Source organism: Litoreibacter roseus (assembly GCF_009811795.1).
GTDB classification, from domain to species: Bacteria; Pseudomonadota; Alphaproteobacteria; order Rhodobacterales; family Rhodobacteraceae; genus Litoreibacter; species Litoreibacter roseus.
Genome location: NZ_BLJE01000005.1, coordinates 84,838 through 101,807 on the forward strand (window position 1 = coordinate 84,838; position 16,970 = coordinate 101,807).

The following is a 16,970-nucleotide window of genomic DNA, read 5'->3' on the forward strand; positions in this document are numbered from 1 at the left end:
ATTCGTTTAGGCCCGTATTCCGCGCAGATGTTGATTCAAGAATTGGAAATCCAGAACGCTCGACGATTCTGAAAAAATTTCAGTTTAACCTTGGATGCGCACCGCCATGCTCAGCCCGCGAGGCCATTTCTTCGTGGATCAAGAGCCGCACCAACGCCAGCGAAGTCTCTGCAATTTCATCGGAACTGCGCCAAGCACGCGAGCAGAGCAAACCGATCAGTGCCTCGGCTAGGGGCCCGACGTACTCTGTGACCACAAGCCCCGGAAGCACCACGCGAAGCGCCCTCAGATGGCCCGAGATTGATAGCGTTGCCCCCGGTGGCAGCAGAATGGCAGCGCCTGACCGGTCTCGGCCGTTCGTTCCCGACCAGCGGGCACGGCCACGCCCAGCGTTGCGCAGGAAAATCTCGAAATCGTCACCGGCGACAACAGTGTCGTCCTTGCTCAACATGACATAGCAGATGCTGCCAGTACTGAGGTCGCGCCGGGACCCGTCGCTGGAACTGACCACAGGTGGCGGTTTGGAGGTTCCGAAGGTCATTCCAGAAAGGTCGCACCAATTAGCGCGCAGGTATTTCACATTCGTCGACCGACGAAGTCTGAATTCTCGACGATTACAGAATACTGGATCACTTTGTGCTATATAGTGTTTTGAAGTTCTGGCCAATTGCACGCGAAAGGAGGCGGAAAAAATGACACAGCACACCGCACCCTCGCTAGCAGATTTTTACAATGATCCGTCCAGTCCTTACGCAGGATTCCCTCAGGAACATCGCTCCGGTGGATCGATACCGCTGAAACTGCTTCGCGCTGAGCAGCAGCCATTTGAAGGTACAGATCCTGCTGTGCCGGAATTGGGGCTAATCCTGGTGATGCGCGCTGACATGCCATTCCGTTGGAACGTCGGTGATGGCCTTACCGACGAAACAACTTATCGAAGCGGCTGTCTCAGCTTCGTTCCACCGGGGACGGCTGTAGATTTCTACTGCTATGGGGAACATGAACTCATAGACATTCTTCTTCCCGCAGCTGAGATTGAAGCGCTGCTTGAGGATCATGGCGCGGGTAGCCTATCAGACTTGAACTCTCTGACCGGAGCCACACTTTTCCGAGACGACACTCTCCGCCGCACCGTCATGCAGATGTGGACCGAGAGCGCGCGGACAGGTGGCACCAGCGACCTGCTGATGGACGGGCTGACCCAAGTCCTGATCGCGCGGCTGCTCGACAAGGCAGGCGCGCTCCGCCGACCGCAGCCGATCCTGCCGCTCAGCCCCGACGAGATCACACGCATCGACACGCTGGTCGAGCACCGGCTTGCCGAACGGCTCACTGTCGAAGACCTTGCAAGCGCACTCGACATGCCCCGCTGGACCTTCGCCGACGCCTTCAAGGCCACCACTGGCGACACGCCGCACGTCTATGTCACCGGCAAGCGTCTGGACAAAGCCTGCGAACTCTTGCGTCTGGGCGACATGCCACTCGCCGAAATCGCCTACGCCACCGGCTTCGCCTCCCAGAGCCACATGACCGACACCTTCCGCCGCGTGCTGGGCACAACGCCAGGGAAGTGGCGGCGGGAGGCGCGGCAGTAGGGCCTCCGGCTGCCGTCCGGCGCCATCGCTATCCGCCGTATTGTGCGAGCGAACTGGTCGTAGGCCGCTGCCAGCCGAACGTAGCGCGACTGCTTAGGAATAGTTCGCATCTCATCGCGGGTTGGCATTCGCACCGTCGGCGTCATTTCGCATCAAGGAGTACTCACTGGCACGGCAGCGAACCATTTCTCACGTGGTGGTGCGCGTGAGATTCGAACTTACCGCAAAAACCGACTGACTTAGTTGGCGATATCGCTCCAGCACGCCATAATTGCCTGATTGTCTACGCAAAATCGCCGCGCAAGCACCACGTAAGCAGCAAAGCTCCGCGGCGCCGTTTTCTAAGATATTGATTTATTGAGAGAAATGGCGCACCCGACAGGATTCGAACCTGTGACCTTCGGCTTCGGAGGCCGACACTCTATCCAGCTGAGCTACGGGTGCTCTATTTCTTCCTACTGCTTACGCAGTGCTTACTCGAAACATTGACTCGTTTGAATAGCGGTTCCGACATCCGCTCAAGCCATTGTTTCGCAAACTTATTCTTCCAGTTCCCTTAGCAACCGCCAGACTTGACATCCGCCTTCGGAGGGCAGCGCTCTATCCAGCGGAGCTATGGGTGCCTCAGCGCGGTATAGCCAGCTTGATCCGGTGGTGCAATGGCGGCCATGTCCAAAATGCCGCCCAAAAATTAATACTTTTTCTGAATCACAGAAAATGGTATCGCCATGATTGTTTCAAGAGTGGCGCCAATTTGGCGTATTTTTAATTAGGAGTATTTCCATGGTACAGATGTTCCACGGCCTTTCCCGCTATGACTATCTCGTAAAGGAATGCCTCAATGCTCATGCATTGAACGATTCCGCGCCGTTTCCGCAGGTGTTCGGTCGGCTTTTTCATGAAAACCCGGTTACCGGTAATTTGAGCACATCGCATATTGTCGATGCATTTGATGCGTTGGTGGAAACAATGCGCACGGATGAAATTAACGACGGTCCCGCAGACGCCGGTATGACATTTTTGGGCCAGTTCGTGGATCATGACGTGACTCTCGACGCTCAGAGCGCCATCGGAACGCGCATTGATCCGCGCTCTATCCGCAACATCAGAACGCCCAATCTGGATCTGGATTGCGTCTACGGGGACGGGCCGGAAGCGACGCCGTTCCTTTATTCGCCCGACCATGAAGGCTTCATGCTGATGGGACGCGAAGACAATCCCAATGATCTGCCACGCAACTGCAAAGGGCGCGCGCTGATCGGTGATCCGCGCAATGACGAAAACATCATTGTTAGCCAGATCCAAGGCGCCTTCATTCAGCTGCATAACATCCTCATGAGCCATGTGGAGGAAGAGGATGACACCGCCAAGGACGTGCATGATTGTGCCGCCATGGGCATCCGCAGCGAAATTTGGAGCGAAGTGGTCGCCCCGAAATTGATGGGGTTTGAGCAGGTGCGACGGTTCATCCGGCTGCACTATCAGTGGATCGTCCTTCACGAGATGTTGCCGGCCTTCGTCGATCAAAAAATCATCGACCATGTTCTGGCCCATGACCCCTTCCCCAACGCCCCTATCATGCCAGCAGAATTTTCCGGCGCGGCGTACCGGTTCGGGCATGCGACGGTGCAACCGACCTACAAATTAAAAAAGGGCGGTGACCCGGTCCATCTGTTCGAAATGCTCGGCTTCTCGCCCCGTGGAACGGAGAGCGATATCGAGATGCGGATGTTCTTTGATGTTGCGGGCACAGCGGCGCAGAAGGCCCTGCCTGTCGGTATCGAAATGGCTGATACCCTGTTCCAACTGCCGGGCAACATTGTTGGTGGTGGTCTGGAATGGAACGGGCATGAGATTCCGCTCGAACAGGCCAGAAAACTGGGGCTCAGAAACATCCTCCGGGACCGCTCCGCGCTGAAGCTTGCTTCTGGCCAGCAAGCGGCGGCCAAACTGGGCCTGGACGCATTGGCGCCCCCGACGGCGCTGACGGACCATCATATCGATAAAACGCCGCTCTGGTTTTACTGCCTGCAGGAAGCATCCGAGAAAGGCAAAGGTCGGTTGACCGGCGTCGGAGGACACATCGTGGCTTCGGTTATCATACGGTTGTTGCGTCTGGATCCGGAAAGTGTCCTGAACCTGCATCATTTTGAGCCTTGGCATGGCTTTGGCGGTGCCGATTGCACGATGGGACGGATGATGGAGTACGTTGAGACACACCGAGACCATGTGACCCACCGCGAAGATCTTTTCTGCGGCTAATCTGATAGACTTCGCCTGCATCCGTCAGGCGAAGTCTTCCTTGCGTGTCAGGCAAACAGTTCGTGGCACAGTTCCAGTGCGTCCACCAGCGTGTCGACCTCGTCCTTGGTGTTGTAAAGCCCGAACGACGCCCGGCACGTGGCGGTGACGCCCATATGCTCCATCAAGGGCTGTGCACAATGATGACCCGCCCGGACGGCCACGCCTTTTTTGTCAAGAACGGTAGAGATATCATGGGCATGGGCGGCGCCGCTCAGCGTGAATGAGAAGATCGCAGCCTTCGTGGCACTTTGTCCCTGAACGTTGAGCCAATTCAACCCGTCCAGCCGATCACGCGCATAGTCTCGCAAGATGTCTTCGTGGGATGCAATATTGTCCATCCCGAGGCCCATCATGTAGTCTAGCGCAACGCCCAGGCCGATCGTCTGCACGATACCAGGCGTGCCCGCTTCGAACTTCATCGGCGGATCATTGTAGGTGATGACGTCCTTATGGACCTCACGGATCATATCCCCGCCACCCATGAATGGGCGCATCTCGGACATCCGGTCAGGATGCACATAAATTGCGCCTGACCCAGACGGACCATAGAGTTTGTGACCGGTGATTGCGTAGAAATCACATCCCAGGTCCTGCACATCAACAGGCATGTGAACCGCTGCCTGAGATCCATCGACCAGCACCGGGACGCCCTTCGCGTGCGCTTCGGAACATATCGTTTTGATATCGACCTTGGTGCCCAGAACATTCGACAGATGGGTCACTGCGATGAGCTTTGTTTTCGGCGTAATCGCGTCAATCACGCTGGACGGATCAAGATCATCATTGCTGTCGACGTCCACCCAAACCAGTTTGACACCCATCCGTTCGCGCAGGAAATGCCACGGCACAATGTTCGCGTGATGCTCCATGACGCTGAGGATGATCTCGTCCCCCGCCTCCATCTGCGGCATTGCCCAACCGTAAGCGACCATGTTGATGCCCTCGGTCGTGCCGGAATTCATCACGATATCATCTTCGGATGCTGCGTTTAGGAACTGCGCGATCTTACCTCGAACACCCTCATACTTCTCGGTCGCGACATTCGAAAGATAGTGCAAGCCCCTGTGAACATTTGAATATTCATGTGAATAGGCATGTGCGATTGCATCAATCACGACCTTGGGCTTCTGCGCCGATGCACCGTTGTCCAGATAAACAAGCGGTTTTCCGTTTACCTCGCGCGACAGGATCGGAAAATCCGCGCGAACTGCATTCACATCATACATTTTGTACCTCCAGCCCCAGCAGAGCTGCAAAAAGCGACGCCACAATGGCCAGTCCGAACGACACGCCGACGATGGTGATCAACGTGCCAAAAAAGACCATGGCAAGGGAATTGAAGTCGTGAATCACGAGAACGAAGTTCAGGAAAATCCAGATGCCAATCAGGAACAGTGCAAGCCCGGCAAGAAGGGCCAGACCGGGTGAGATCAGGAACAGGATGACCTGTCCGACCTGCAGTACAAGAAGCACCCATTGCAGCCAAATGACCGCCTTCATGCTGTCGTCAAATGAGCCCGTCCCGCCAAACACGCGCCCAAAGTAATACGTGCAGAGTACAGTTATGACCAAGCCGCCCGCAACCAGCACCGCCAGAACAACCGGTGCGCTTGGAAACGGCTGCGATGTCGCGCCTGCAGGCGTCAGCCAGACGATCAGCTTTGTTACGATAACGCTCATCAGGGCTACTGCTGCCAAGGCGGTCCACAGCGCTTCACGCGGAATATCCCAAGCTTGCAGCGCACGTGCGGCATCTTGAGGGCGTTTGATGCTCTCAATCGTAAGTGGCGTGAGCGCTTTCAACATCAGGTGGCCCTTTCCAATGCAATGAGGCCACGCAACCAAATATAGAGAAAGCCAGCGAAGGCAACGAACGAAACGAGTGTCAGTTGCGGTCCCTCGCCAATGAACCCAGCGACCAGTCCGCGCAACAACACCAGAGGCGTGGCGGCGAGCAAGGCCCAGAACAGCGCGAGGCGCGCGTCCAGCCAACGGCCCGACCCACCCACGATCTTTGCAACGAGATGCGATAGCGCGGCCAAGACATAGAAAAATAGGGGCGCCAGAAGGATCGTGCCGAAGAACGTTCCAAGCGCCAATCCAAAAAGCGGCGTCTCATCCCCATTCAGATGCGCCGTTCTGGCCAGACCGGGCAAGCGCGCGACAAAAAACAGAATGCACGCGACAAGAAGCCACGTGAGGGCCAAGCCCTCGTCCGCCCCGTCATCCCGGAACCTTTTTAGAACGGCACCGGGGGTACGGTAGCTGCGCAGAATTGTCTGGGCCGTCGACATAGACTAGGTGGCGCGCCTACGAGACAGCCAACCGTCTAGCCGTTCCAGCAAAACAGCCGCGATGTCTTCATCTTCGATCTCGTCCAAGGCTTCGGCGAGGAAGGCCAAGGTCAGCAAATCCTGCGCCTCGGATGATGGCACACCGCGTGACCGCAGGTAGAACAGCGCGTCTTCATCGATAGCGCCAGACGTCGACCCATGAGAGCAGGCGACATCGTCGGCATAGATCTCCAACTCAGGCTTTGCGAGAAACTGGCTGTCGCCATCCAGCAGCAAGGACTGGCTGATCTGATAGCCATCGGTTTTCTGAGCCCCCTCTTTGACGAGGATCTTGCCCTGGAACACACCGGTCGCCCCGTTGCGCAGAACTTTTTTGAACACCTGACGGCTTTCGCAATTCACCGCATCATGGGTCACGAAAACTGTGTCATCATGGTGAAAGTCGCCGTCGCCCACAGCAGCACCGGCAACATGGGCCACAGCATCGTCACCGGTCAGTTCAATTACACATTCGTTCCGCGTCAGCACGCCATTGACGGTCAGGGTGAAGCTTTTGAACGTACTTTCGGTCCCAAGGCGCGTGAACATATGCGTCGCCGCGCTGCGTTCGTGGTCCCGGCCTTGAGTGCGCACGTGATGGAAGGCGGCGCCATCGGCAACCTCGACTTCCATTACTTTGTTGAAGCGCGCCGCAGCGGGGCCATTTTCCAGTACGGTCACGTCAGCGCCGGCGTCCAGTTTGATGCAATGGTGCAGGATTGCGTCCGATGTCTCTGATTGATGGAGGTAAATCAGGTTAATTGGCTTGGACACTTTACCCGTCACGTGGATCAAAATGCCGTCTGTCGCAAAGGCCGTATTCAACGCAGCCAGTGGGCGCTGAACCGGCGACTGGCCTCGGGCTTCCAGGACGCCGTAGATATCTTTCGCCCAGTGGATATCTGTCGAGGCAGCGTCTGAGAGACGCTGGATATCGACGGCTTCGAGGGTCAGATCATCTGATTGATCCGCGTCGAAAACACCATCCACGAAGACAATTTTCAGCGCGTTGATGATCTCAAAGATCGGCGCCTCGTCTGTCACGAGCACTTTGGCCGCCGGCGCGTCGGACGAAACCAGACCGCGCGGATCGGTAAAGCGCCAATATTCATCACGGCGGACAGGCAATCCCATGGCCCGCAATCGGTCCAGAGCGTCTGCGCGCGCAGCACTCGACCAAACGCCGCCCTCCGGCAAAGTCAGGTCAGACAAGCGCTCGTCAATCTGGCTTTGTTTTTGTTCTGGAAGTGCCATCAGGCCACCTCAGCCAAGATATCGGCATACCCGTTGTTTTCGACCTCGAGGGCCAGTTCTGGCCCACCGCTTTTCACAATACGACCGTCGGCCATAATGTGAACGACATCAGGTTTGATATGGTCCAGAAGCCTTTGATAATGCGTAATAACGAGGAAAGAGCGGCCTTCGTTCCGCAACGCGTTCACCCCTTCGGACACGAGCTTCATCGCATCGACATCCAGACCTGAGTCTGTCTCGTCCAAGATGCACATCTTCGGCTCAAGCATCGCCATCTGAAGGATTTCGTTTCGCTTTTTCTCACCGCCCGAGAACCCGACATTGACCGGCCGCTTCAGCATGTCCGCATCAATCTTAAGCTCTTTGGCACGGGCGCGGATTGCCTTGAGAAAATCAGCCGCGCTCATCTCTTCCTCGCCCCGCGCCTTGCGCTGCGCGTTCACCGCAGTGCGCAGAAACGTCATGTTCCCGACACCGGGAATTTCGACAGGATACTGGAAAGCAAGAAACAGACCTGCGGCGGCGCGCTCTTCAGGCTCCAAATCAAGCACGTCCTGACCTTCAAGCGTCGCGCTGCCCTTGGTGACCTCATAGCCGTCCTTGCCAGACAGAACGTAGGACAATGTCGACTTGCCGGAGCCATTTGGCCCCATGATCGCGTGCAATTGCCCCGCATCGACTGTGAGGTCGACACCTTTGAGGATTTGCTTGTCCTCTTCTTCAAGTTGTACGTGCAGGTTCTTGATTTCCAACATTCTTTTCTTCCTCGTTCTGTTCCTGAGATCAGCTATTCCTGCCGCCCAGTAATCTTGCGTGTCTTCTTTAAGGCCAACGAAGCCCGTGTGGTCCCGCACGTCTCAGACACGCCTTTACGCGAGACGGACCATCCATGGGGCCATTCGACAGCACTTAACCTACGGACCCTTCCAGCGAGATCGCCACCAGTTGCTGCGCTTCCATCGCAAACTCCATTGGCAGGGCTTGAAGAACATCCTTGCAGAACCCGTTGACAACCAGCGCGACGGCTTCTTCCTCGTCCATGCCGCGTTGGCGGCAGTAAAACAGCTGGTCATCATCGACCTTGGAGGTTGTCGCCTCGTGTTCCACGCGGCTCGAATTGTTCTTCACTTCGATATACGGCACCGTGTGTGCCCCGCATTTGTCACCAATCAGCAAGCTGTCGCACTGTGTGTAATTGCGGCTCTCTTTCGCCTTTGGGTGCATGGATACCAGCCCACGATAGGTGTTTTGCGCCTTGCCCGCGCTGATGCCCTTCGAGACGATGCGCGATTTGGTGTTTTTGCCCAGATGAACCATCTTCGTGCCGGTGTCGGCCTGCTGCATGTTGTTGGCAATGGCGATCGAATAAAACTCGCCCTGGCTTTCGTTCCCGCGCAGGATACAAGACGGGTATTTCCATGTAACCGCAGAGCCCGTTTCGACCTGCGTCCACATCACCTTAGACCGGTCGCCACGGCAATCAGCGCGCTTGGTCACGAAGTTATAAATGCCACCGACCCCGTTTTCATCGCCCGGATACCAGTTCTGGACCGTCGAATACTTGATCTCTGCATCTTCCAAGGCGACCAATTCCACGACAGCCGCATGCAGCTGGTTCGTGTCACGCATGGGTGCCGTGCAGCCTTCGAGATAACTGACGTAAGAACCTTTATCAGCGATGATCAGTGTCCGCTCAAACTGGCCGGTGTTCTCCGCGTTGATCCGGAAGTACGTGCTTAGCTCCATCGGGCAGCGCACGCCGGGCGGCACATACACAAAGGACCCGTCAGAAAACACAGCAGAGTTCAACGTCGCGAAGTAGTTGTCCGTAACTGGCACGACTGAACCAAGGTATTTCTTGACCAGCTCCGGATGCTCCCGGATCGCCTCAGAAATTGAGCAGAAGATCACGCCCGCTTTCTTCAATTCCTCTTGGAAGGTCGTGCCAACAGAAACGCTGTCGAACACAGCGTCGACGGCCACTTTGCGCCCTTCAGCCGGGGCATTCTCAGCCCCTTCCACACCCGCAAGGATCATCTGCTCCTTCAGCGGAATTCCAAGTTTCTTGTACGTTTCCAGAAGTTTCGGATCCACATCGTCCAAGGACTTTGGCTTCTCGGCCATACTTTTCGGGGCGGCATAGTAATAAATGTCCTGATAGTCGATCTTTGGATAGTCGACCATCGCCCACTCGGGCTCTTTCATCTTTTCCCAACGGTCGAAGGCGCCCAAGCGCCATTCAGTCATCCATTCGGGCTCATCGTTTTTGCTGGAGATAAGGCGCACGATGTCCGTATTCACGCCCTTTGGGGCGTAATCCATCTCGATATCGGTCTGCCAACCGTGCTTGTAGGCCCCGCCGACTTCGCGGACCGCATCGACGGTTTCCTGATCCACACCTTCTTTGACTTCCGTGTCCAAGGACATCCTGATCTCCCGTCCGTTCACGCGGCTTTCGCGTGAAATTTCTGTTCCGCCTTCAACCACGTTTCAGCGAAACGCAGCACATCGTCTTCTGTTGTCTGAGGTCCCAGCGAAACGCGAATGGCGCTTGCGGCCTCTGTGTCGTCATAGCCCATCGCTTTCAACACACGGCTGGACTTCACCTTGCCGCTCGAACATGCAGAACCTGCGCTTATCGCAAACCCCGCAAGATCCATCACCATCACCTGCGTCTCGCCCTTCCACCCGGGCGTAATAAAGCAGGTTGTGTTGGGCAACCGATCAGCCCCTTTCCCAACTAAAATAGTATGCTTTGAAGCAGCCTCAATGGCCTTTTCTAGAATATTTCTAAGTTTCGCAACCCGGTCCCAAACACCATCCTTCAGATCCCGGGCGGCGGCCTCTGCGGCAGCGCCAAATCCAGCAATTCCGACAATGTTTTCAGTGCCTGACCGCCGACCCATTTCCTGACCGCCACCTGGAATACGCGGCGCCGTCGACAGCCCGCGCTTGACGTAGAGAGCCCCGATCCCTTTCGGACCGCCGATCTTGTGAGCAGATGCCATCAGGTAATCTGCGCCGGACCTATCTGTCGAGAACGGAATTTTGCCAATGGCCTGAACCCCGTCGACCAAGATCTTCACGTCCCGCTTCAAGGCCCATAGGCTCTGTGCGATGGGCATGGTGTTCTGCAAAACGCCTGTTTCACTGTTTGCCGCCTGCACCGCGACCAGATCGTCCCAGATTGACTCTGTCAGCGGTTGACCCCGAAAGGTTCCCGTGAGCTTTCCGTTCTTATCCACGTCCCAATCCGGATGATTGATCCATGCGGCAACGGCGTCATGCTCAACCTCACTGCCGGATACGGTTGCAAATTCCGGAATAGCCAAGGCGGCAGCTTCCGTCGCGCTGCCTGTGAACACAAGATCATCCGGGTAGCAGCCCATAAGTCGGGCCACCTGCCCCCGCGCCTTGTCGACAACCGCCTTCGCCGCCCGCCCTTCCGAATGGACGCTGGACGGATTGCCGAGCACATCCATCGCGGCAATCATCGCCTCTCGCGCCTCAGGACGCAGGGGGGCCGTCGCGTTGTAATCAAGGTAGACACGACCTGTCATGCGTCATCCACGACGGTGAAGATTGACGGCACCGCAGGACACGGCGTCAAATCGTTGCTGACGACATCCGACAGACGGGTCTGGTGCAGAAATACATAAACATGGGCGGACAAGCTTTCCCACAAGCGGTTGGTCATGGATTGCGCCTTGGAGCCTGAGACGGCACCCGATGCGTTCGCCCCCGTGTGCATCGCACTTACAGTCTCATCGACGGCCTCGAGGATTTCGGAGACCCGAATTGCCTCCGGTGACTTTGCCAGCTTGTAGCCACCGCCGGGTCCCCGCACGGATGTGACAATCCCCGCGCGGCGCAACTTGACGAACAACTGCTCGAGATAAGGCAAAGACAAGTCCTGACGGCGCGAAATTTCGCTGAGGGACACAAGCCCCCCTTCCGACGATTGCGCAAGGTCGGTCAGCGCGACCATGGCATAACGGCCCTTTGTGCTAAGCTTCATTGCGCTCTGACGCCCCCCGGTTTTGGCGATTGGCATTGACGCCAAGAGGCACAGACCTTAACTGATCCGAACCGTTCCGGCACCACTATCGCCACTCATTTAGAACTATTCTAGATTGCCCCAGCAAAGTCGTCAAGATTTCGCGCGGCTGATCTTGACCAAAGGACCACGACCCTATGCCCGAAGTGATTTTTCCCGGACCCGAAGGACGTCTGGAAGGCCGCTACCATCCGCATAAAGGGGTCAAGGACGCTCCGATCGCGATCATCCTGCATCCGCACCCACAGTTCGGCGGGACAATGAACAATCGTGTTGTCTATAACTTGCATTACACGTTCCACAATATGGGCTTCAATGTCCTGCGGTTTAACTTCCGCGGTGTCGGGCGCAGCCAGGGCGAATACGATCAGGGCATCGGCGAATTGTCCGATGCCGCCTCGGCGCTGGATTACCTGCAGTCGATGAACCAGAATACCAAGCATTGCTGGGTTGCTGGTTTTTCGTTCGGGGCGTGGATCGGCATGCAGCTTCTGATGCGTCGCCCGGAAATCACGGGTTTTATCTCGGTCTCGCCGCCTGCAAATATGTATGACTTCTCCTTCCTCGCCCCCTGCCCCTCGTCCGGACTGATCATAAATGGTCTGGGGGACCGGGTGGCACCGCCGCCTGATACTGTTTCGCTGGTGAACAAGCTGCATGAGCAGAAGGGCATCACGATTACGCACCAAGAAGTTGAAGGCGCAGGTCACTTTTTTGAAGATAATCACATGGACACGCTGACGACATCTGTCGAGGAATACGTCCGGCGGCGCATGACTGAAAACACCCGGTAAGTCGCAATGGGGATCACCGAAGATCTGGCGGATGCGCTGGCAAAGGACGTGATCGCAGCTGAAGAAAAGCTGGGGGACGAGACACTCGTCAATCAGATTTCCGAAGTGATCGGCGCCAGTTCGCAGACCACTCAAGAGGCGTTTCTGACCGCCATCAGGGTGCGGCGCGCGGAAGCCCGCGCAAGACGCATGCTGAGACAGAAGCTGGAGAACGCTGCAAAGCCGCAAAATGCCGCGAGCCCCAACGAGTCCGAACCGGCGCCTTCGCCAGAGAAACCTGCAGAAACCTGAGCCGCTAAACTATCGGGCGTGGGAAGATCACATCGAACTGTGCCCCACCCAGATCACCATTCTTGGACTCGAACGTCGCGCCGATTTGTTCCGCATAGACGCGGCAAATCTTGATCCCCAGCCCGGTGCTTTTGATGACGTCAAAGCCGTGGGGCAGCCCCACACCATCATCACTGACCGAAAGTCTGAAGCTTGTCTCTCCGGCATCGCATGGCACAAGACTGAAGCGAACCATGGGAACGTCCTTTGGTGCGCCGTGCTTCAATGCATTTCCGACAAGTTCTGCCGTGATCAGCCCCAATGGAACGGCGACGTTGGCCGGGACCGGGAAGTTGGCGACGGGACCCACATCAATTTTGCCGTGATCGGTCATGACAGAGGCCAAATCGTCCAAAAGCAGGCAGAGAAACGGGTACAGCTCAACCATTGTCGCTTCTGCATGCATGTGCAGCTGCTCATGGACACGGGCCAGCGTTCCGATCCGGTTGACTGCGTCGTTGATCGCAGATACCGCCGCTGGCTCAGCCATCTCGCGCATCTGAAGCCTCAAAATACCGGTGATCAGAGCAAAGCTGTTTTTGACCCGGTGGTCGATCTCACCCATCAGCAGCTTTTGTCGCTCGATCAGCTCGTTCTTCTCCTCAAGCTGCAGCGAAAGCTCTCTGGCGTAGGACGTGAGCTGATGATCCCGATCTGTCAGACGGTTCTCATAAGACACGCGGTTCGATATATCACGGGATGTCGCCATGATCCGTTCGACCCGACCATCACTGGCACAGACCGGCACAACCGAGACATGCCACCACCTGTCGTTGCGGCGTGCGGTCGGGCAAAACGCCTCAAATTCAGACGGCAGGCCGAGGGCCGCATCTTCGATCGCGTTTTGAAGCAGGGTTTGCGCATCCTTTGGCCAAAGGCTGGGCCAAGGGCGCCCTTCGATGGCAGAGAAATCATCAATTTCCATCGCGCACAGACCATTCGTATTCATGAAGGACAGACTGCCATCCAGCTCGATCAACTTGATGCAATCGAGCGAAGAGTTGAGAACTGACAGCGCAAAGGAGTTGGACAGCCCTTCCAAAAGCCCCAGCACTTTCGCGGACTCTCCTGATTGTGCTGGAAGGCGGGTGTATGATTTCAAGGGATGTCCATATCAGGCGAAAAATATCTGTCGACACGTCCAGTTAAACTTACACTTTTCTCAAGACAGTGTATATCCCCGCTGACAGGGGATCTCATTTAATCAAGAAATAGGTGAAGATGCGGAAGGTCGCGCACAGGCTGCTTAGCCCAACTTCGCTAATTTTTTGTTAAGCTCAGCCATCCAGAGAATGTCTACGTGCCATGACACGATCAGTTCGAGCGCTGGCCGGTCGCCGCTTTCTCCGCTGACGGGCTTGCGTTATGACGCGCCCACGTGACTCGCATATTGGAGAGACTGCATGTCAAAGATAAAGGTGGAAAACCCCGTCGTCGAACTCGACGGGGATGAGATGACCCGGATCATCTGGGACTTCATCAAAAAGAAGCTAATCCTGCCCTATCTCGACATTGACCTGAAATACTATGATCTCGGCATCGAAGCCCGCGATGAAACCGAAGACCAAATCACGATAGACGCCGCTGAAGCCATTAAGGAATACGGCGTTGGGGTGAAGTGCGCGACGATCACCCCGGACGAAGCCCGCGTCGAAGAATTTGGCCTGAAAAAGATGTGGCGCTCGCCCAACGGGACGATCCGTAACATTCTGGGCGGTGTGGTCTTTCGCCAGCCCATTATCTGCAAGAACGTGCCCCGCCTTGTGCCGGGGTGGACCCAACCCATCGTAATCGGCCGTCACGCCTTCGGTGATCAATACCGCGCGACGGATATGAAATTTCCCGGCCCCGGCACCTTGTCGATGAAATTTGTCGGGGACGACGGTGAAGTGATCGAGCATGAGGTCTACAAAGCTCCCTCCGCTGGCGTTTATATGGGTATGTACAACCTCGATAACTCGATCATCGATTTTGCGCGTGCGTCCTTGAATTATGGTCTCAACCTCGGATGGCCCGTCTTTCTCTCGACAAAAAACACGATTTTAAAACAGTATGATGGCCGCTTTCTGGAACTGTTTCAGGAGATCTACGAGAAAGAATTTGAAGAGAAATTCAAGGCCAAGGGCATCCACTACGAGCACCGGCTTATCGACGACATGGTTGCTTGCGCAATGAAGTGGAATGGTGGCTTTGTCTGGGCCTGCAAGAACTACGATGGCGACGTGCAGTCCGACACTGTGGCGCAGGGGTTCGGGTCGCTTGGCCTGATGACATCGCAACTGATGACCCCAGATGGGAAGATCGTTGAGGCAGAAGCCGCACATGGCACCGTCACCCGCCACTACCGGCAACACCAAAAGGGGGAAGCGACATCGACCAACTCCATCGCGTCCATCTATGCGTGGACCGGCGGGCTCAAGCACCGCGCCAAGTTGGATGACAACGCCGAGTTGATGAAGTTCGCCGAGACTTTGGAAAATGTGATCGTCGATACGGTCGAAAGCGGGTTCATGACGAAAGATCTCGCGCTTCTCGTCGGACCGGATCAGAATTGGCTGACCACGGAAGGGTTTCTCGAAAAAATCGACGAGAACCTAAATAAGGCGATGTGAACGGAGTGCATCCGTCTAATAGAAAAAGGCGGCTCACCGAGAGCCGCCTTTTTGTCGAAATGAGGTTTATCAGGCCCTGCGGTGACGCAACACCCCCAACAGCCCGAACGCCCCAACCAACAGTGGCAAGCCTGCTGGCAGCGGAACCGGCGTGACGCTTCGGGTATCTTCAACACTGAACGTATCAATTTGAGATGCCTCGTCCGACACACCAAACAATCTCAGGCTGGTCGGGTCAAATTCGATGATCTCTGTGAAGAAGGAATCGTAACTGAACCGGTCCTGCTCCGAAAAATCATCATTGGCATACTCCTCGGGACGATTGATGTCTTCAGCGGTAATCGGGTTCACAAACTCCAGCGCCATCATACCATCTGCTGAAATGAGTTTGACGAAGTCTGGGGCAGCTGTGGCATCTTCCGTCTGTACGTAGGTGGCGAACGGCGTCGTCACCTCGGCGCCGAACACCTGCAGCGTTTCCGTGTCCACATTGAACGATCCGATCACGTCGTAAAAACCAATGCCATCGAAGATGGTCTCGAAATCATCAAGGCCTTCGCCACCCGGCTCGACATCGCCGACGCGATCATCACGCTCAGACAGGTCGAACATAATGCCCGAGTTCAATTCAAAATTGAGAACGGCGGCCTGAACCGCGGGGGTGACAAGAAAGCCTGCGGCGATCGCGGCAAGTGTCGTTTTTTGCAATGGGGTCATGTGATCAAACCAGAAATAAAGGACGTGTCGATCTGCTTTTTCACGGAAGCTGCGGACAGCCGCAAAGCAATCTTGTCCAAATTTCTCCGATAAGCAAACTTGCGCCCGAGACGTAGAAACAATTGCCAAAACGGGGGCGAATTATTGCCAATTGATACCCAATGAGCGCCGAATATCTAAATCGCTTTGACCCCGAGCACCAAAGACCAGAGGACAGGGTCTCGACTCAGCAGCGAACGGACGTCAAGACACATCAGATGAGCATGCGCGGACCAACGATCACCGCCCTTCTGCTGGCAGGTGGCGCCTCCAGTCGGATGCGGGGATCTGACAAGCTGTTGGAGCCGATTGATGGCACGCCCCTGCTGACACGCGTGGCACGAACGTGCCTGTCCGCAGAGGTTGATCGAGTTTGTGTGATACTGCCGCCAGATCGCCCGGCGCGCGCCGACGCCTTAGACGACCTACCGGTCGATACTCTGTTCAACAATGGGTCGGGCCTGGGTCTGAGCCATTCGCTGCAAACCGGTCTGTCGAATGTGACGACTGACGCCGTGCTGATTATTCTCGCGGATTTGCCTGATCTCACCACGGCGGATTTGAACGCAGTCATTTATGCGGCCCGCGATACGGATGCTGTCGTCGTAAGAGGCGCGACCAAAGATGGGCGTCCGGGACATCCGGTCCTGGTGCGCGCCGCGTTGTTCCCCGAGCTTATGCGAACGAAAGGTGATGCGGGCGCGCAGCCGGTTTTGAAAGCACATGTGGCAGATACGGTGCTTGTCCCACTGCCCGGTCAGCATGCTCTGTCCGATCTCGATACGCCGGAAGACTGGGAAGCTTGGCGCGCCGCACGGCAAGACGCCAAAAATGACTGAAGTAGAACAATGAAAAAGGGCCGCTCCCCACAGCGACCCTTATACTCGTTACCTTCCCCCGAACCGCAGCAACAAACACGCCGCTCTTCGGATTCC

17 protein-coding genes and 1 tRNA gene are annotated in these 16,970 nt (G+C 56.2%); 6 read left to right on the plus strand and 12 right to left on the minus strand.

What is annotated here, in order from left to right; translation table 11 throughout:
- Nucleotides 1–79 precede the first annotated feature (79 nt).
- The gene (locus KIN_RS18255; protein ID WP_159809795.1) at nucleotides 80–541 is read right to left on the minus strand and encodes a hypothetical protein; all 462 of its coding nucleotides are present in this window, start codon (nucleotides 539–541) and stop codon (nucleotides 80–82) included.
- A gap of 151 nt (nucleotides 542–692) precedes the next feature.
- On the opposite strand from KIN_RS18255, the gene KIN_RS18260 reads away from it, so the two are divergent.
- The gene (locus KIN_RS18260) at nucleotides 693–1,595 is read left to right on the plus strand and encodes a helix-turn-helix domain-containing protein (protein ID WP_159809796.1); all 903 of its coding nucleotides are present in this window, start codon (nucleotides 693–695) and stop codon (nucleotides 1,593–1,595) included.
- A 367-nt stretch (nucleotides 1,596–1,962) separates the two neighbouring features.
- Here KIN_RS18260 and KIN_RS18265 read toward each other — a convergent pair.
- Nucleotides 1,963–2,039, minus strand: a tRNA-Arg gene (locus tag KIN_RS18265).
- Between the two features lie 339 nt (nucleotides 2,040–2,378).
- Here KIN_RS18265 and KIN_RS18270 point away from each other — a divergent pair.
- Nucleotides 2,379–3,857 carry a peroxidase family protein gene (locus tag KIN_RS18270; RefSeq protein WP_159809798.1) on the plus strand — a complete coding sequence of 493 codons (1,479 nt, stop codon included), beginning with the start codon at nucleotides 2,379–2,381 and terminating at the stop codon, nucleotides 3,855–3,857.
- A gap of 47 nt (nucleotides 3,858–3,904) precedes the next feature.
- Here KIN_RS18270 and KIN_RS18275 read toward each other — a convergent pair whose 3' ends face one another.
- The 8 genes from KIN_RS18275 to iscR all read right to left on the minus strand — a co-directional run bounded on the left by KIN_RS18275 (nucleotide 3,905) and on the right by iscR (nucleotide 11,504).
- On the minus strand, nucleotides 3,905–5,125 hold the full coding sequence (locus tag KIN_RS18275; RefSeq protein WP_159809800.1) for a cysteine desulfurase: 1,221 nt from the start codon (nucleotides 5,123–5,125) through the stop codon (nucleotides 3,905–3,907).
- Complete coding sequence (locus KIN_RS18280) at nucleotides 5,118–5,705, minus strand: YIP1 family protein (protein ID WP_159809802.1); 588 nt, start codon at nucleotides 5,703–5,705, stop codon at nucleotides 5,118–5,120. The genes KIN_RS18275 and KIN_RS18280 overlap by 8 nt, the downstream gene beginning before the upstream one ends.
- Nucleotides 5,705–6,193 carry a YIP1 family protein gene (locus KIN_RS18285; protein ID WP_159809804.1) on the minus strand — a complete coding sequence of 163 codons (489 nt, stop codon included), beginning with the start codon at nucleotides 6,191–6,193 and terminating at the stop codon, nucleotides 5,705–5,707. Before KIN_RS18285 ends, KIN_RS18280 begins: the two co-directional genes overlap by 1 nt.
- A gap of 3 nt (nucleotides 6,194–6,196) precedes the next feature.
- On the minus strand, nucleotides 6,197–7,486 hold the full coding sequence (sufD, locus tag KIN_RS18290; RefSeq protein ID WP_159809806.1) for a Fe-S cluster assembly protein SufD: 1,290 nt from the start codon (nucleotides 7,484–7,486) through the stop codon (nucleotides 6,197–6,199).
- A complete protein-coding gene (sufC, locus tag KIN_RS18295; RefSeq protein WP_159809808.1) occupies nucleotides 7,486–8,241 on the minus strand; it encodes a Fe-S cluster assembly ATPase SufC in 756 nt (251 codons plus the stop codon). The genes sufD and sufC overlap by 1 nt, the downstream gene beginning before the upstream one ends.
- Before the next feature lie 154 nt (nucleotides 8,242–8,395).
- A complete protein-coding gene (gene sufB / locus KIN_RS18300) occupies nucleotides 8,396–9,913 on the minus strand; it encodes a Fe-S cluster assembly protein SufB (protein ID WP_159809810.1) in 1,518 nt (505 codons plus the stop codon).
- Nucleotides 9,914–9,930: 17 nt separating this feature from the next.
- A complete protein-coding gene (locus KIN_RS18305) occupies nucleotides 9,931–11,046 on the minus strand; it encodes a cysteine desulfurase family protein (protein WP_159809812.1) in 1,116 nt (371 codons plus the stop codon).
- Nucleotides 11,043–11,504: a Fe-S cluster assembly transcriptional regulator IscR gene (gene iscR / locus KIN_RS18310; protein ID WP_159809814.1), complete on the minus strand. Its 462-nt coding sequence runs from the start codon at nucleotides 11,502–11,504 to the stop codon at nucleotides 11,043–11,045. Before iscR ends, KIN_RS18305 begins: the two co-directional genes overlap by 4 nt.
- A 176-nt stretch (nucleotides 11,505–11,680) precedes the next feature.
- Between iscR and KIN_RS18315 the strand changes: the two genes are divergently transcribed.
- Together KIN_RS18315 and KIN_RS18320 are read left to right on the plus strand one after the other, a co-directional pair.
- Nucleotides 11,681–12,337: an alpha/beta hydrolase gene (locus KIN_RS18315; protein WP_159809816.1), complete on the plus strand. Its 657-nt coding sequence runs from the start codon at nucleotides 11,681–11,683 to the stop codon at nucleotides 12,335–12,337.
- Nucleotides 12,338–12,343: 6 nt separating this feature from the next.
- On the plus strand, nucleotides 12,344–12,628 hold the full coding sequence (locus tag KIN_RS18320; RefSeq protein WP_159809818.1) for a hypothetical protein: 285 nt from the start codon (nucleotides 12,344–12,346) through the stop codon (nucleotides 12,626–12,628).
- Nucleotides 12,629–12,632: 4 nt separating this feature from the next.
- Here KIN_RS18320 and KIN_RS18325 read toward each other — a convergent pair whose 3' ends face one another.
- Entirely contained in the window at nucleotides 12,633–13,721 is a 1,089-nt protein-coding gene (locus KIN_RS18325) for a sensor histidine kinase (RefSeq protein ID WP_159809820.1), read from the minus strand.
- Nucleotides 13,722–14,070: 349 nt separating this feature from the next.
- Here KIN_RS18325 and KIN_RS18330 point away from each other — a divergent pair, with 349 nt between their 5' ends.
- A complete protein-coding gene (locus tag KIN_RS18330; RefSeq protein WP_159809822.1) occupies nucleotides 14,071–15,279 on the plus strand; it encodes an NADP-dependent isocitrate dehydrogenase in 1,209 nt (402 codons plus the stop codon).
- A gap of 69 nt (nucleotides 15,280–15,348) precedes the next feature.
- On the opposite strand, the gene KIN_RS18335 is transcribed toward KIN_RS18330, so the two are convergent.
- Entirely contained in the window at nucleotides 15,349–15,996 is a 648-nt protein-coding gene (locus tag KIN_RS18335) for a VPLPA-CTERM sorting domain-containing protein (protein ID WP_159809824.1), read from the minus strand.
- 257 nt (nucleotides 15,997–16,253) lie between these two features.
- Here KIN_RS18335 and KIN_RS18340 point away from each other — a divergent pair, with 257 nt between their 5' ends.
- Nucleotides 16,254–16,874 (plus strand): nucleotidyltransferase family protein, encoded by a 621-nt coding sequence (locus tag KIN_RS18340; protein ID WP_243144977.1) that lies wholly within the window; start codon nucleotides 16,254–16,256, stop codon nucleotides 16,872–16,874.
- Nucleotides 16,875–16,970 lie beyond the last annotated feature (96 nt).